Source organism: Nitrospira sp. M1, from assembly GCF_965152605.1.
This window is the reverse complement of sequence record NZ_OZ224217.1, coordinates 3,921,691-3,936,259: the sequence shown is the minus strand read 5'-3', so window position 1 is coordinate 3,936,259 and position 14,569 is coordinate 3,921,691. Positions and strand designations below refer to the sequence as shown.

Sequence of the window (14,569 nt, the reverse complement as noted above, 5' to 3'; positions counted from 1 at the left end):
TTGTTTATTTGAAGCATTCCTATACATGGTTCAAGAGGACCGTTTGACCAGACTCTTCAATGTAGCGAGAGATTCCTTTCCTTTTTCGGGGATGTTTCGTCAATCCTTGAAGTCTTTGATGGAATGAATGCGATTGCGTTGATGGAGGGGGGACGGGAGGAAAGAGTTAATGTCATTCGTCTCAGGGATGTCGGCGGTTGGATAGGGGCGGAGAGGCTCTTGCGTTCAGTTTTCTGTCGTCGCGTGTGGTATTTCGGTGTCTATTGGTGATTGTTGTTGTTCGTTGGGTGAAGGTGTAAGGGGCGAGGCTGGTTCTTGTGTTGACGTCTCGACTAGCGGCTGTTCTTGTGTGGAAGATTGCTCCAGAAATTCTTTTCCAATTTTGTACATGGATGTTGGCGGGGGAGGGATTTCGAGTTTGTGGTCGGGATCTAATACAACAGGAGGGCCGGCTTCATCGACGAGTTGAATGACGAGGGTGACGGCCAGCATGGCCATGATGAAGCTTGCAATCCAAGTCAAAATAGTGCGGTGATGATTCATGTGTTCTTCGGTATCGTTGTCGATGATGAAGCGTTAGTGCGCGGTCATGATGGAGTTGTTCTGCGTTGGCGACTTGGGCGTCGGCCCGGTTGAATGGGAATCACGGCTTTGCTGCGGAGCTGACGGTGGTAGCGGAGGGCAAAGCGGTGTGCTTCGTCTCGAATGAGCTGGACGAGTTGGCTGACGTGGGATTGTGGTGGAAGGACGATGGGGGTCTGTTGCCCAGGAAGATAGATGCGCTCTTCTTTTTCGCCCTTGGCTTTTGCCAACCCAAATAGCGACATGGGAGGGACGTCAAGTTTTTTGATTGCTTTGATAGCGGCTCCTAATTGTCCGAGGCCGCCATCAATGAGTATGACATCTGGAAACGGGAGGGCTTTCCGTTCATCTGTTGCTACGGTGCCTCCATATCGTCGAAAAATGATTTCCTCCATGCTGGCAAAGTCGTCTGCACCCTCGACGGTTTTGATTTTAAACCTCCGGTAATCAGACTTTTTCATCTGTCCATTTTCCCAGACGACCATTGATGCCACAGATTGCGAGCCCATCGTGTTGGAAATGTCAAACCCTTCGATGCGATAGGGTGGCTGAGGTAAGTGAAGGAGTTGTTGTAAGGCACGGCGTGCCTCTCGCTCTCGGTGATATTTTTGCAAGTGATGATCCAGGGTAACGGCTGCATTGTCTTGAGCTAACTTTAGTAAGTGAGCTTTCGCGCCACGTTCCGGCACAAGAATCCTCACCTTTTCACCTTTTTTTTCACTGAGCCAGAGCGTGAGCAATTCTTTGCCAGGAACATCCGTCGACACTAAGAGTTCCTTGGGAGGCAACAAATCTTTATTGTAAAATTGTTCAATCGTCGATCGGATCAGTTCATGGTCAGCGATGTCATTCGCATCACTCCAGTAGAAATCTTTGCGGCCGATCAAGAGACCACCGCGGACAAAGAGCATTTGAAGATCCACGGATGAGCCTGCTCGGGCTACGCCAATGACATCTTGATCAACTGAGTCAATTTGTGTAATCCGTTGTTTTTGCAACGTCCTTTCAATTTTGGCGATGCGATCACGTAAACGAGCGGCTTCCTCAAATTCTTCACGATCGGCTGCCGCATTCATGTCGTTGCGGAGTGAGTCGACCAGTTCCCGATCTCGGCCTTCTAAAAACATTCGGACCTGTTTGACGATGCGATGGTAGTCTTGCTTGCTTTGGTTGCCAGTGCAGGGGGCCATGCATCGTTTGATTTCAAATTCTAAGCAGGCTCGGTCAGCCGTGCCATCAATGTCAATGGTACATGTTGCGAGCGGAAAGACCTTGCGTATGATTTTGATCGTTTCGCGCATAGCTCCAGTTGGGACATATGGGCCAAAATACAAGGCGTTATCCTTTTTGACCCTTCGCACAATCGAGAGTCGGGGAAAATCTTCTTTGATGGGAAATCGAAGGTACGGGTATTGTTTGTCGTCGCGCAACACGACGTTAAACTGGGGGCGATGGCGTTTGATGAGGTTACTTTCGAGGAGTAAGGCTTCTAATTCAGATTGCGTGACGATGGTTTCCAGGTCATGAATGAGTGACGTCAGCACGAGCGTTTTGGGCGTGAGGTCGGCTCCGTTCTGAAAGTACGAACGAACGCGATCGGCGAGGATGGCTGCCTTTCCGATGTAGAGAATATCCCCATGAGCGTTTTTGAATATGTACACTCCAGGTCTATTGGGAAGACCACGGAGTTGGCTCTTGAAGTCTGGTGATGCCGTGCCTGATTGCTTTGGGCCGGAGTGTGAGGTATTGTTCATGTAATACCAAAGGAACGGCTTGGCTAGACGACGGCAACGCCGGGCGGGCGCTCAATCAATTCAACTTCGTAACCATCAGGGGCATCGATAAAAATAAAACGGCTTCCTGATGATGAGGTCGTTGGGCCATCGGTGATTGGTACCTGTTTGTTCTGTAGCTCTTTGATCGTATCGTCCAGGTTGTCGACTTGAAACGCGAGGTGGACAAGGTCCTCTTGGACCGAGACGTGACCGCTTGCCGGAAAACTACACAATTCAATCAGCTCTTCGCTGTTTGGTGTAGAGAGGAAAGCAAGATGTGAGCCGCGAGGCGACACCTTTTGTTCAACAACCTCAAGGCCCAAGATGTCACGATAAAAGGCGATTGTCTGTTCCATATTGCTGACCCGCATCCGAGTATGGAGTAATTTTGTGATGTTCACGAGCTTTTGCCCTCTAAAGATCGATGCCAAATTGTACTTGATCTCACGGATTCCAACAAGAAAGTCCTGCTGACACTATCATGTGCTATGGCACTTACGATAGCATTGTGGACTGTTCGATTCTGAGGCTCTGTTCGTTCACATAATATTGCTATCAATAGGGTATTTCCCGTACACTGCGCCTCGCTTCCAAACAATATAGGCGAGGCCGAACCACCTGCCACTAGGGGGTATCTTTGCAATTCCTTAAATTTCTTTCAAGCTCTTTTGTTGTGCAATTCCTCGTTATGTGTGTTTCTGTGTCGGCCTTCCACGAGATAGCCTACGGTGGAGCCTTTCGCGTGTTAGACCAAAGTGCGTCTGCAACTGGACAGGGAACAGCCTTTGCCGCGCAAGCGGATGATCCATCGGCCATTCATTTCAATCCGGCAGGCATGACACAGTTAGAAGGCGTTCAGTTTTCTGGCGGAACGGTCTTGGCCGGAGCCAACACTAACTTTAACAGTGCCAATGGAACAAAGGTGAAGGGGACGTTTGGTGGTACCGTAGCCCATCCTCCGCCGAGTCATCTCTATCTCACTGCAAACCTTGGGTATTTGACCAATGAGTCATTGAAGGATTGGACGGTGGGATTGGGAGTTACGACGCCATTTGGGATTAGCGTCGAATATCCAAAAGATAGCCAAGTCGCTCCGGTTTCCTACAACGTTGAATTGCCTCTCATAGATATCAAGCCCACCGTGGCGTGGAAGTTTAATGAGTCTCTTTCGTTCGGTGCAGGCTTGGACATTTATACCTTTGCCAGTTTTATTGGTGAGGGGCAGGCGCAATTCCAGCAAACAGCTGCTGCGGGTAATGCGTTTGGTCTTCCTGCTGGCACGTCGCTTGAAGCCAATGGAACCGATACGGCCTTGGGGTACAACGCCAGTGTCTTGTGGACGCCATACCGAAATAACCAAGGGAAACCTCTCGTAAATGTCGCCTTTGTCTATCATAGTGGCGCAGATCTCAATTTTAATGGCAAATTTTTAGCGAATGGGGCACGAGTGGCGGATGCGTCGACCACAATTGAACTTCCCAATATTTTCTCTGGTGCTATTGCGGTGTGGCCGGTGCGTGACGAATTTCATGAATGGAAAGTGGAAGTTGACGTTGAGTATGAGGATTGGAGTGACTTCAAAAACCTCAACTTGAATCTTTCCAGTGGAACGACAGTCCCATTCGTGCGTGACTATGATGATGCATTTGTCTTTATGATTGGGACGGAGTATGTGTGGCTTCAACCCAGCCTGCTTCCAGACTGGGAGGTGGCGGCTCGGGCTGGATATGTGTATACAGAAAGCCCAATCCCCAGTTCTAGCTTCGAACCAGGTGTGCCTGATTCTGCCTATAGTGCCCCATCGGTTGGTCTTGGATTTTCCTGCCACTCCGGCGGATTTTTTCTTGGCATGGTGAAGTGTGATGGGTTTGGTGTAAAGGCGATTGGTGTAGATTTGGCATACCAGGTGTTGTTGTATCAAAAACGCGGCGTGAGTAATAACATCAATGGGGCATTAATCAACGGTGAGTGGGACACCACCATTCATGTTGGTGTCCTCACGCTACGGTTGAATTTCTAACTCCTGTCTCGAATCATTCCTCATTTCCTGAAAACATCGTATAGGGTTAGACGCGATCTGCAGGGTTCTGCTTCTATAGGGAAACCAAATAACTTCCAGCCGAATGTACATCATGTACATAGCTAACTCCGCTCTAACGTTAACGTAGAAGAAAGTTATGCCCGCCTGGATGCCCTTCATACGATTGACGGTTCAATAACGAAGGGTCAATCAGAATTCAGTAGGTCGACATTTAACTGATTCGGCATAACTGGAACGGCTATAGCTGAATCGGACGTTTTACGGATGCTGTGGCACCACTTCAGCTATTCCTCTGGCTAAACTTTCCATTCATACGCATTCATCTTCAACATCTCTCCGGCCATTAACAGGCTCTTCCTAGAAAAAAGACTTTAGGAATCATCAAGGTAATCCGATAACTTCCGATAAGATTTTTTTAAGGAAAGGGGGTGAGCTCATGGCCAAAGTCGTCAAGAAAAAGCCAGTGAAAAAAGCCGCCGTGCGTGCGAAGAAATCTTCGACTCGCAAAAAAGCTTCTCGATAATTCGAGAGGTCAGTTCTTCATAACCTTACCGGGGAGGACATGGCTCCTCCCCGGTTTTTTATTAGCCTGCCTTGGGTTCTTCTTCCATTTTTTGGTTCAACGGTATACGTTCCTTGCTCTTTGTCGTTCTTCATGAGTTGAGTTTTTCCTCATGAGTATGTGATAACTCTCTAGCCGATTCAGTTATAGCCGTTCCAATAGACTCCGTCTGTACGACGTGTGTTTTCAAGAGTAATGTTGACGAAGAAATATGTGAGATTGGAGAGGTCACGATGACGATTACGACAGAGACGCAATTGTGCGGTGTGCTGGGCAATCCTGTGCATCATTCGTTATCTCCGGCTATCCATAATGCTGCCTTTCGTCATCTCGGCCTCAATTTCGTCTATTTGGCGTTACCGGTCGTGGATGATGTTGAAGGCGCGATTCGGGGCATTCGAGCGTTGGGGAATCTTCGAGGGTTTAGTGTCACTATTCCGCATAAAGTTGCGGTTATGCCATATTTAGATGAGGTAGACGCAACGGCGCGTCATATTGGATCAGTCAACACGATAATCAAGGATGAAAACAAACTTACTGGATATAACACTGACGCAACTGGAGCACTGCAGGCTCTTCGTCTGGGTGGGGCTCAGCTCAAAGGACAGAGAATATTGCTTCTTGGATCAGGTGGGGCTGCACGGGCCATTGCATTTGGACTGGCGGTTGAAGGGGACATCGAAAACCTCACGATCCTGGGAATTGATGAGACTGAACGGGCTTCCTTGGCCAAGGATCTGCGTGAACGAACCGCTGTTGCTGTTGCAGAGGCCCCTCTCAATCAGGAATCACTTGCATCAAGCATCGTTGATTCTCACGTGCTCATTCATTGTACGCCGATTGGCATGCATCCGCATGTCGACACCAGTTGTGTGGAGAAGTCTCTGTTGAAACCAGACCTGACCGTCATGGACATTGTCTATAATCCGCTGGAAACGCAGCTCCTGCGCGAAGCTCGCGAGGCAGGTTGTCGGACGATTCGTGGTGTTGAGATGTTTGTGAATCAAGCTGTGGGTCAATTCGAACGATGGACCGGAGAGTCCGCGCCGGTCGATGTTATGCGAGCGATTCTTGAGGAACATTTTCGATGAATATCGTGCTTATTGGATATAGAGGGACGGGGAAGAGCACCGTGGCCACATTACTGGGGAAAAAATTAGGTCGAAACGTTGTCTCAACGGATGCTGAAGTCATCGCAACGGCTCAGTCACCGATTCCTGAAATCGTCGAAAAGTTTGGGTGGGATCATTTTCGGCAATTAGAAACAACTGTGTGTCAGGCCTTGGGTTCCCAGGATCACCTCGTGATTGATACGGGTGGAGGAGCGATCTTGAGAGAGGAAAACGTTGCTGCGCTCAAAACGAACAGCGTGACCTTTTGGCTGACGGCAGAAGTTCCGACCATCGTGTCACGAATTGGCGGAGACACTCAGCGTCCGTCTTTATCGGGAACCAAAACCTTTGTCGAAGAAATTGAAGAAATCTTGACCGACCGAACGCCCAAATACCAAGCTGCCGCCGACCACATCATTCCCACCGATCATTCCTCCCCTGACCAAATCGTCGAATCTATGTATTCCCTTCTTCCGGACTCGTGTCGTTGACCGCTACGCTCATCATTGCCTAATCTGTAGCGGATTTCTTTAATATGAACATTGTTCAATGTGATATTTCGTATAGAAAAATAATTACACTAGTGAGCCAATCGAATGAAGCATGTGAAGGTAAACATAAGCAGACAATCCTCGTTCCTATAGTGTCCTTGGAAGAAGCGCGAAAATATAATCCATCTTTTGGCAGCACAATTGCTAGCATAAGAAAAGATGGAGGCATTGGTAATTATAGGCCGGATCCAAGTTTTGAATAATCTCCATTTTCCAACAAACGATGAATGCCGTTGGTCTCTCAGACTTTGCATGTCTCTTTTTCACATGGTAGGCATAAGAAGACGAATGGAAGTTTTTCTGAAAATAAAGAAAAAGAAAGTATTGTATGGATGATTTTTCATGAATGGGAGATTGGGAAGGGATAAAGTTTCTTTTGTACCATCAAGCTGTGAGCATAGAAGAGGAGACACGGCCTTCTTTACGAAAAAACGTCCGAAAGAGTGATGGAAAGTCCTGGAAGGAGGGGAGTTGAGAGGCTTGTCTTAGGCTGTTCGGTGGTAGTTTCTTCGGCCATCACATAACGACTCTCTTTCAGACGAAAGATTTTTACGGTCTCGAGCTCCGGATCAATGATCCAATATTCCGTAACTTGATGTCGTTCATATAATGTTCGTTTCGTCCGCTCATCTCGCCGTCTGGTTGAATCGGAGAGAATCTCGACAATGAAGTCCGGAGCCCCTTGTATATTCTCTCGTGTGACGATGCGTTGTCGGGCATTGGCGATGAACACCAAATCAGGTTGCACGACGTCTGCCTCTGAAAACACGACATCCGTAGGAGCGGCCAGTACGAGCCCTGCATTGTTCTGTTGGCAGTGATGATGAATATGAGCGAGGAGATTTGAGGAAATTCGTTGGTGTTTGGTCAGTGGGGCTGGTGTCTCGTAGTGTTCTCCATGGATGAGTTCATGACGGTTCCCATCATCCGGGAAGCCCAGATAGTCTTTATACGTGAATTTGTGACTGCTTGCTGTCGTCGGCATGCTGACTGTCTTTCCAAGAATATGGGAATTCTTAGAACGTTCTTCTCACATCAGCATAAAATACTGTACGGTGATTGGCAATGATTATGCGTCAGGAGCGTTCTGAATTTTTCCTATGGCCCTCTCTTACGCGTACGTGAGTTAAGCAAGTTTAATGGGTTATAGCCGTTTCAAATAACTTCCATATGCTTGAAGTGAGTAATCGCGCGGGGCTATAGCCGATTCACTGAACTTCCGAACCCTTGAAGGTTTTGACACCGCGTTGAAAGTCTTTACTTGGACACCTGTAATGGAGATATGCGTAGCCAGAACGATCACAACAACGATTATCCATTAAGTGCAACTAGGTCACTCAACGACCGTGTCCAAGCATACTGATGTATATCTGGATTCGCTATAGTTGATCGACTTCAGCTGGAACGTATTTGGATTCGCTATAAACATATATAATGGGTTGAAATGATCGACAATTCACAGGGTTCTCTAGAATCGTCAGAAGGAGCGCTTTGGCAACAGCCACATGTAGTTGAGTGGACACAGCTTCTTTTGAGCAGCTATCGACATTGGGTGGCGAAAGAGTTAATTGATCGTTCTGGGACGTTTAGGGAGCAAGCAGAGCGATTATTTAAGAGTTCATTGATTGTGGTTTCTCATGGCCTAGAAGATGATCCCATTTTGAACTATGGGAATTGTGCGGCTCTGATACTCTGGGAGATGGACTGGGAGCAGCTTGTACAAACCCCATCTCGATTGACTGCGGAGCCAATCAACCGAGCCGAACGTGCAGAAATGTTACAACGGGCAGAATCTCACGGCTACATAGATGATTACCGAGGAGTGCGGATTTCAAAGACCGGGAAACGATTTTTGGTGGAAGACGCGATTGTGTGGAATGTTGTGGATGGTCGATGTGTGAAGCATGGGCAAGCGGCGACCTTTTCACAATGGTCATATTTAAACGTTGCTCGTCGTTCGTGAATCGTATCTCGTAAAAGAACAAGACGTATTTCGTTGTTTGTCGCTCGTATCTCGTCGTTCGTGAAGCGTGGGAAGAGTGTTCTAGTTGCTTTGGAACGAGATACGCTTCACGAGATACGAGCAACGTTCCCCAAGATACAAGCGACGAACAACGGGTGATTCTTGCGCCTCTGCCTAGGTATCCGCTATGGTGGTTATCATCTTTGCGTTTTCTCCTAATCAGGACGAGCGCGATCTTTTCATTTTAGTAAGTAGGTATTTATGATTCTTGCCGGGGACATTGGGGGAACCAAAACCCTGTTAGCGATATTTGACTGGAAAGACTCACGGGTTGAGCCGCTTCGCGAAGACTCGTTTTGGAGTCAGGATTATGAGTCGCTAGAAGAGATCATCACAGAATTTCTTGAAGCGGAGGATTCTCCACCTTCTTCAGATTCAGATGAAGAAGATGAAGGCTCCGATGAGTCTTCTGCAACTTCTCAATTGTCCTCAGCGGAAATACGAGCCTCGTTGACCTCGGCCTGTTTTGGGGTCCCAGGGCCTGTGATCAATAATACCTGCAAAACCACCAATTTGCCCTGGGTCATCAAAGGCGAAACCTTAGCCGATTTTCTTGAAGTGAAAGATGTTCGACTTGTCAACGACCTCGAAGCGACGGCTCACGGACTTTTAGTCTTACGGCCTGATGAGGTGGAATCCTTGACGCCGTCGGTTCCTCCCCAAAAATCCGGGACCCGCACGCTGCTTGCTGCCGGGACAGGGTTGGGAGAGGCCACATTATTCTGGGATGGAACCCGCTATCATGTGTGTCCATCTGAAGGAGGTCATGCCGATTTTGCCCCGAATAGTGATCGGGAAATCGAATTGCTTCGTTACCTTCGGAGTAGTTACCTGCATGTCAGTTATGAACGAGTCTTGTCCGGGCCTGGGTTACACACCCTCTATCAGTTTCTCCGGGACACCAATAAAAATGAGCCTACCTGGTTTGCCGAAACCTTACCCACCGGCGACCCATCGACTCTGATTACGGATGCGGCTTTGGCCGGAAAACCGGAAATTTGCGTAGAAGCGTTGAATCTTTTCATCTCCATTTATGGAGCGCAAGCGTCCAATATGGCATTAAACACCTTGTCATACGGAGGGGTCTATTTGGGAGGTGGCATTGCGCCCAAAATACTTCCATTACTGAGCGATGGAGGCTTTATGAAATCGTTTCTCGCCAAGGGGCGGTATAAACGGTTGTTGTCGACGATTCCTGTCCAGGTTATTCTCAATCCACAGGCCGCTCTTCTTGGAGCTGCATCTATGGCCGCAGAACTGTCTCACAGTACAACGAACTAATGTCTGCCGAATCGGATTCACTACACTCCTCACATTCATTGAAAAAAATTGCTGCGGAAAAGTCGCTTGACTATATTCAAGATGGTCAGACGGTGGGATTAGGGACGGGTTCCACGGTGAAATATCTTCTCCAGGCTCTTGCCCCACGAGTACAGGCAGGACTACGCATACAAGGAGTGCCGACTTCTGAGGAGACCGCAACCTTAGCCAGACAACTGCATATTCCAATTTTGCAAGACGAAGATTGTTGGAATATTGATGTGGCTATTGATGGTGCGGATGAAGTTGATCCGCACTTGAATCTGATTAAAGGTGGCGGAGGCGCCTTGCTGCGTGAAAAGATTATTGCCGCCAATGCGAAACAGTTTGTGGTGATTGTTGATGAAGACAAGCTGGTGTCGTCATTGGGTGACTCATTTCTTCTCCCCGTAGAAGTGATTCCGTTTGGATGGCCGAGTACGGTCAGAACGATTGAGCAATTGGGCTATCAAGCCACGCGTCGAGAGCGAAATGGCCATGCCTTTGTAACCGATAATCATAACTACGTTCTGGATTTACAAGGAACTGCGATTGCCAATCCATCGAGGCTTGCCCAACAGTTGAATGAAATTCCTGGGGTTGTTGAGAGTGGATTGTTTGTTGGTATGACATCTATCCTGATTGTCGGGTCGCCTCAAGGTGCGGTTGTGCACCGTCACCCTTCTCGAGTGTAGCACGCTTCCTCTCCTCTTCATTTCCAATGATGAGAATTCTGTTCTGTGAAGATGGACAAAACCAGGAAGTGGCACTCTTCGTGTCTACGTACAAATCACTAAAATAATAATGCACAATTACGCTTAACGAATTCAAGATGGTATGATAAACAAAGGGTTAGGTAGTGTATGTGTGTGCCATACGTATTATCGTGTGGAATGTAACTTTTGATGTGTCGTGGGTGAAAGGAGCGATTCATGCGAGTGGGTTCCAGTCAGCATCTCTATTCTTTCATGCAGCAACGGTCACTTGGCTTTGTCATTATCATAGCTATTTTTGTACTCAGCGCATTCGTTCAATGTTCTGAAGTGCCCGGTGGCTCTGCTCCGGTCGCTGAAGCGACCACCACGGATGTGGAGACAGAGCCAAAGGCTCGGCCTGTAAACGTCGCCACTGTTTCACTTCCCTCGAATGAGACCTTTATCAAAGTGTCGAAGGAGGCCATGGCGTCGGTAGTGAATATTTCGTCAAGCCGAAAGGTTGGCAAATCAAAAAAGTCTCAACAAGCCCCCTTTTTTAATGATCCGTTTTTTCGAAAATTTTTTGGGGAAGAATTTGAGGAACAGTTTAAGCAACCTCGTAAAAGAAAAGAGCAAGGCTTGGGTTCGGGTGTGATTGTCCGTGCCGATGGATACATTGTGACCAACAACCATGTTGTCGAGAAGGCCGATGAGCTCACGGTGTTATTTAGTGATAAGCGGAAGTACCCTGCGAAATTGATAGGCACGGATCCCAAAACGGATCTGGCCGTCATTAAAGTTGAGGCGACAGGATTGCCGACGTTGCCTTGGGGAGACTCGAGTGCGCTCCAAGTGGGGGAAATGGTTCTTGCTGTTGGTAATCCCTTCGGACTGAATCAAACGGTCACGATGGGTATTATCAGTGCCGTGGGACGAGCCAATATGGGGATCGTTGATTACGAAAACTTTATCCAAACAGACGCCGCAATCAACCCTGGAAATTCCGGGGGAGCCTTAGTGAATCTCTCCGGGCAACTCATAGGCATCAATACCGCTATTTTTTCACAAACCGGCGGATACATGGGGATTGGCTTTGCCATTCCAAGTCGGATGGTCAAGAATGTGATGGAAAGTTTAATTGGCCATGGAAAGGTGATCCGTGGTTGGCTCGGCGTGTCGATTCAAGAACTCACCCATGATTTAGCTGAGCAGTTTGATGTCCCAGATACATCAGGTGCGTTGGTGGGAGATGTCTTCGCGGAGAGTCCTGCAGGGCGAGCTGGGGTGCAACGTGGCGATATTATTCGACACTTTAATGGAAAGCCGGTGAAAGACCCCACGCACTTGCGATCACTTGTGGCAGAAACGCCCCCAAACTCAGAAATTGTTCTCTCCATTTGGAGGGATGGTACAGATCGTGAGCTGAGCGTTGATATTGGGGAGATGCCTAAGGATGTGGCGTCTTTATCCAGTAAACCTGATGAGCAATCGACAGGGAAACATGCCCTTTCAGGTGTCACGGTTCAAGCGATACCATCTGAGCAAATGTCTGATGATCGAGGGGTGCTGGTTTCACATGTTGAGCCGGATGCCCCAGCAGATCGGGCTGGTCTTCGAAAGGGTGATATTCTTCTTGAGGTGAATCGAAACTCGATACGAACCATCGAAGATTTTGATACCGTCGCAAGCGAGCTCGGAGAAACGGCGTCAGTACTTGTCTTGTTGAAACGTGGAGCGAGAACGATTTTTCTTACGATCAAACCTTAAACGTAAGGCCGAGAGTGTCACGAGGTTGCCACCGATGAAAAAGAAGAACACGTATTGGTCTGTGATGTCTTTTACGATCATAACGTTTCTTCTCGCTTGGACTCTTAGTCTGTCCGTCTCTTTCAATGTTCAGGCACTGTCATCAAGGGTCTCTATCCAAATCCAACAACATCCTCCTTTTTTTTCTCCACCCAGTGTTTCGGCCGAAGCTGGCTCGGTAATCCAATGGGAGAATCGAGGGAGAGAGCCGCATTCCATTCTTTCGGACGATTGCTTACGGCGATCGAAATGTGCGTTTGAGTCTCGGATGCTTGAACCTGGCGAACAGTTCGTTCTTTCGGAATTGCCGGCTGGCGACTACGCCTATCATTGCGGTATTCACCCCTTCATGCGTGGCTTTATCCGGGTCAAGGGGCAAAGTTGGAACGCGCCGTCAAGGAGTATTTAACGCATTGCCTGTTTCGTGATGGCCTCTTGGTTTTATTGTAGCTGCCCAATTGATGCGTGAGAATCGCGAAGATTTATTGCGCGGGCAATACCCCTGTGGTACAGTTCCGTTCCCTGGAAATGCGACGAATGACGAGTTATGGCTATTTCACATAACTTCCGCTCTAGCCGATTCAAGGAATTTCTGCTAGTTGAGACAATTGTGCTGCGCGAAGTTCATGGTATGTTCAGGCTCGGAATGTATTTGGATTCGCTATAAAGTTTCGTGAGCTTTTTGACTCTTTCTTCCTTGTAAGGGATACTGCGCAGATTGGTCCCATCGTCTAGCTTGGCCTAGGACGGCACCCTCTCAAGGTGCAGACACGGGTTCAAATCCCGTTGGGACCACCAGCCTTCGTCTAGGCACAGACAATCATTGCTCACTTTCCACATGCGAAGAGCCTGAAGTTTCACAATTACCCCTCCTGAATTCTTCCCTTGCTATGTTAGACTGACTCGACCTCATTATTATTCATTGCGCTGAAGAAAACGGGATAATTATGAACACACGACAGTTCCATGATGGAAAACAAGATGGGCTCGAAGCCCTTGAATCACTTGATCCTCAAGCCGTCAACTCATTTTCAGACTTGTTAGAAGCCATGAAGAAAACAGCCTTTGGCGGACGTCGATTGGGTGAGGCTTTTGATATTTTAACTAATATGATTGAAGATCCTGACTGCAAGGTGGTGTTGACCCTTTCTGGGGCGATGACAATTGCCAAGATGGGGAAAATTATCAGCACCATGATTGATCAGGGCATGGTGCAAGCCGTGGTCTCAACCGGGGCCCTGATGGCGCATGGAATGAGCGAAGCCGTCGGAGCAACGCATTATAAGTATCAACCCACCATGAGCGACCCTGAGTTGTACGAAAAGGGCTATAATCGAGTGTATGACACGTTGGAGATGGAGCTTAACTTAAACCATGTTGAAGAAGTGGTGGGTGAGACCTTAAAGCGACTGTCTCCGGATGAACCGCTCTCGTCGGAACGTCTCAATCGTGAGCTTGGTCAAACGCTTGCTGAGCAGTTCGAAGGTCCGGCCATTCTCAAAAGTGCCTATGAGAAAGGTGTGCCTGTGTACATTCCAGCGTTTACGGATTCGGAACTTGGCCTTGATGTCTCCATTTGGGGGATGGCTGAGTATTATCGAAAAGGCCATGAGCTTCCGTCAGAGAAAGGGAAATCCCAAGACATTTGGGCTCAGTTGCAACAGCATCGCCCGACGTTTAATCCGTTTCTCGATCTCAATAGTTACACAGAGCAATTACTGTCTGCCAAGCGCTTGGGAATCTTTACGATTGGAGGAGGGGTGCCAAGGAATTGGGCGCAGCAAACTCCCCCGTATATTGAAATATTGAATGTCCGACTCGGGACAAATTTGACGCCACCACGTTTTCATTATGGTGTCCGGATATGTCCAGAACCAGACTACTGGGGAGGGCTGAGCGGGTGTACCTATCAAGAGGGTGTCTCGTGGGGGAAATTTGTGCCACAGCATGAAGGCGGTCAATTCTCTGAAGTATTGAGTGATGCAACAGTCGTTTGGCCAATTTTGATGATGGGTCTCCTTGAGCGTCTGTCAAAGAAACAGGGTACGGGATAGTTTTGGGTCTATCTCTGTGTCTGAGGCTCGACAATGACTTATCGAGAATGACACAATAGCCTGTTCGTA

The 14,569-nt window shown here is 48.1% G+C and carries 13 protein-coding genes and 1 tRNA gene; 10 read left to right on the top strand and 4 right to left on the bottom strand.

Translation table 11 applies throughout. The features are described from left to right. Window positions 1-225: 225 nt before the first annotated feature. The 3 genes from ACWHX8_RS17665 to ACWHX8_RS17655 are packed head-to-tail and all read right to left on the bottom strand — an operon-like array spanning window position 226 to window position 2,758. The gene (locus tag ACWHX8_RS17665) at window positions 226-543 is read right to left on the bottom strand and encodes a hypothetical protein (protein WP_447969451.1); all 318 of its coding nucleotides are present in this window, start codon (window positions 541-543) and stop codon (window positions 226-228) included. A 44-nt stretch (window positions 544-587) separates the two neighbouring features. Beyond that, on the bottom strand, window positions 588-2,336 hold the full coding sequence (uvrC, locus tag ACWHX8_RS17660) for an excinuclease ABC subunit UvrC (RefSeq protein ID WP_447969450.1): 1,749 nt from the start codon (window positions 2,334-2,336) through the stop codon (window positions 588-590). Between the two features lie 23 nt (window positions 2,337-2,359). Further along, window positions 2,360-2,758 carry a VOC family protein gene (locus ACWHX8_RS17655; RefSeq protein ID WP_447969449.1) on the bottom strand — a complete coding sequence of 133 codons (399 nt, stop codon included), beginning with the start codon at window positions 2,756-2,758 and terminating at the stop codon, window positions 2,360-2,362. A 299-nt stretch (window positions 2,759-3,057) separates the two neighbouring features. On the opposite strand from ACWHX8_RS17655, the gene ACWHX8_RS17650 reads away from it, so the two are divergent. From ACWHX8_RS17650 to ACWHX8_RS17640, 3 genes are all read left to right on the top strand, one after another. After that, a complete protein-coding gene (locus ACWHX8_RS17650; RefSeq protein WP_447969448.1) occupies window positions 3,058-4,377 on the top strand; it encodes an OmpP1/FadL family transporter in 1,320 nt (439 codons plus the stop codon). Window positions 4,378-5,193: 816 nt separating this feature from the next. Continuing rightward, window positions 5,194-6,051, top strand: a complete 858-nt coding sequence (locus tag ACWHX8_RS17645) for a shikimate dehydrogenase (RefSeq protein ID WP_447969447.1) — start codon at window positions 5,194-5,196, stop codon at window positions 6,049-6,051. Further along, complete coding sequence (locus tag ACWHX8_RS17640; protein WP_447969446.1) at window positions 6,048-6,563, top strand: shikimate kinase; 516 nt, start codon at window positions 6,048-6,050, stop codon at window positions 6,561-6,563. The genes ACWHX8_RS17645 and ACWHX8_RS17640 overlap by 4 nt, the downstream gene beginning before the upstream one ends. A gap of 481 nt (window positions 6,564-7,044) precedes the next feature. On the opposite strand, the gene ACWHX8_RS17635 is transcribed toward ACWHX8_RS17640, so the two are convergent. Next, window positions 7,045-7,608, bottom strand: a complete 564-nt coding sequence (locus tag ACWHX8_RS17635) for a Uma2 family endonuclease (protein ID WP_447969445.1) — start codon at window positions 7,606-7,608, stop codon at window positions 7,045-7,047. A gap of 459 nt (window positions 7,609-8,067) precedes the next feature. Here ACWHX8_RS17635 and ACWHX8_RS17630 point away from each other — a divergent pair, with 459 nt between their 5' ends. The 7 genes from ACWHX8_RS17630 to ACWHX8_RS17600 all read left to right on the top strand — a co-directional run bounded on the left by ACWHX8_RS17630 (window position 8,068) and on the right by ACWHX8_RS17600 (window position 14,500). Beyond that, window positions 8,068-8,586 carry an MEKHLA domain-containing protein gene (locus ACWHX8_RS17630; protein ID WP_447969444.1) on the top strand — a complete coding sequence of 173 codons (519 nt, stop codon included), beginning with the start codon at window positions 8,068-8,070 and terminating at the stop codon, window positions 8,584-8,586. 261 nt (window positions 8,587-8,847) lie between these two features. After that, window positions 8,848-9,927, top strand: a complete 1,080-nt coding sequence (gene glk / locus ACWHX8_RS17625; RefSeq protein WP_447969443.1) for a glucokinase — start codon at window positions 8,848-8,850, stop codon at window positions 9,925-9,927. Then, window positions 9,927-10,640 (top strand): ribose-5-phosphate isomerase RpiA, encoded by a 714-nt coding sequence (gene rpiA, locus ACWHX8_RS17620; protein WP_447969442.1) that lies wholly within the window; start codon window positions 9,927-9,929, stop codon window positions 10,638-10,640. The genes glk and rpiA overlap by 1 nt, the downstream gene beginning before the upstream one ends. 237 nt (window positions 10,641-10,877) lie before the next feature. After that, a complete protein-coding gene (locus tag ACWHX8_RS17615; protein WP_447969441.1) occupies window positions 10,878-12,407 on the top strand; it encodes a DegQ family serine endoprotease in 1,530 nt (509 codons plus the stop codon). 34 nt (window positions 12,408-12,441) lie between these two features. Beyond that, a complete protein-coding gene (locus ACWHX8_RS17610) occupies window positions 12,442-12,855 on the top strand; it encodes a cupredoxin domain-containing protein (protein WP_447969440.1) in 414 nt (137 codons plus the stop codon). Between the two features lie 311 nt (window positions 12,856-13,166). Next, window positions 13,167-13,244 (top strand) — tRNA-Glu (locus ACWHX8_RS17605). A 149-nt stretch (window positions 13,245-13,393) separates the two neighbouring features. Continuing rightward, on the top strand, window positions 13,394-14,500 hold the full coding sequence (locus ACWHX8_RS17600) for a deoxyhypusine synthase family protein (protein ID WP_447969439.1): 1,107 nt from the start codon (window positions 13,394-13,396) through the stop codon (window positions 14,498-14,500). The last annotated feature ends 69 nt before the right edge of the window (window positions 14,501-14,569 follow it).

Coding starts and splice junctions, on each gene's coding strand:
- ACWHX8_RS17665 (WP_447969451.1), bottom strand. CDS start 543: ATGAATCATCACCGCACTATTTTGACTTGGATTGCAAGCTTCATCATG.
- uvrC (WP_447969450.1), bottom strand. CDS start 2,336: ATGAACAATACCTCACACTCCGGCCCAAAGCAATCAGGCACGGCATCA.
- ACWHX8_RS17645 (WP_447969447.1), top strand. CDS start 5,194: ATGACGATTACGACAGAGACGCAATTGTGCGGTGTGCTGGGCAATCCT.
- ACWHX8_RS17640 (WP_447969446.1), top strand. CDS start 6,048: ATGAATATCGTGCTTATTGGATATAGAGGGACGGGGAAGAGCACCGTG.
- ACWHX8_RS17635 (WP_447969445.1), bottom strand. CDS start 7,608: ATGCCGACGACAGCAAGCAGTCACAAATTCACGTATAAAGACTATCTG.
- ACWHX8_RS17630 (WP_447969444.1), top strand. CDS start 8,068: ATGATCGACAATTCACAGGGTTCTCTAGAATCGTCAGAAGGAGCGCTT.
- glk (WP_447969443.1), top strand. CDS start 8,848: ATGATTCTTGCCGGGGACATTGGGGGAACCAAAACCCTGTTAGCGATA.
- rpiA (WP_447969442.1), top strand. CDS start 9,927: ATGTCTGCCGAATCGGATTCACTACACTCCTCACATTCATTGAAAAAA.
- ACWHX8_RS17615 (WP_447969441.1), top strand. CDS start 10,878: ATGCGAGTGGGTTCCAGTCAGCATCTCTATTCTTTCATGCAGCAACGG.
- ACWHX8_RS17610 (WP_447969440.1), top strand. CDS start 12,442: ATGAAAAAGAAGAACACGTATTGGTCTGTGATGTCTTTTACGATCATA.
- ACWHX8_RS17600 (WP_447969439.1), top strand. CDS start 13,394: ATGAACACACGACAGTTCCATGATGGAAAACAAGATGGGCTCGAAGCC.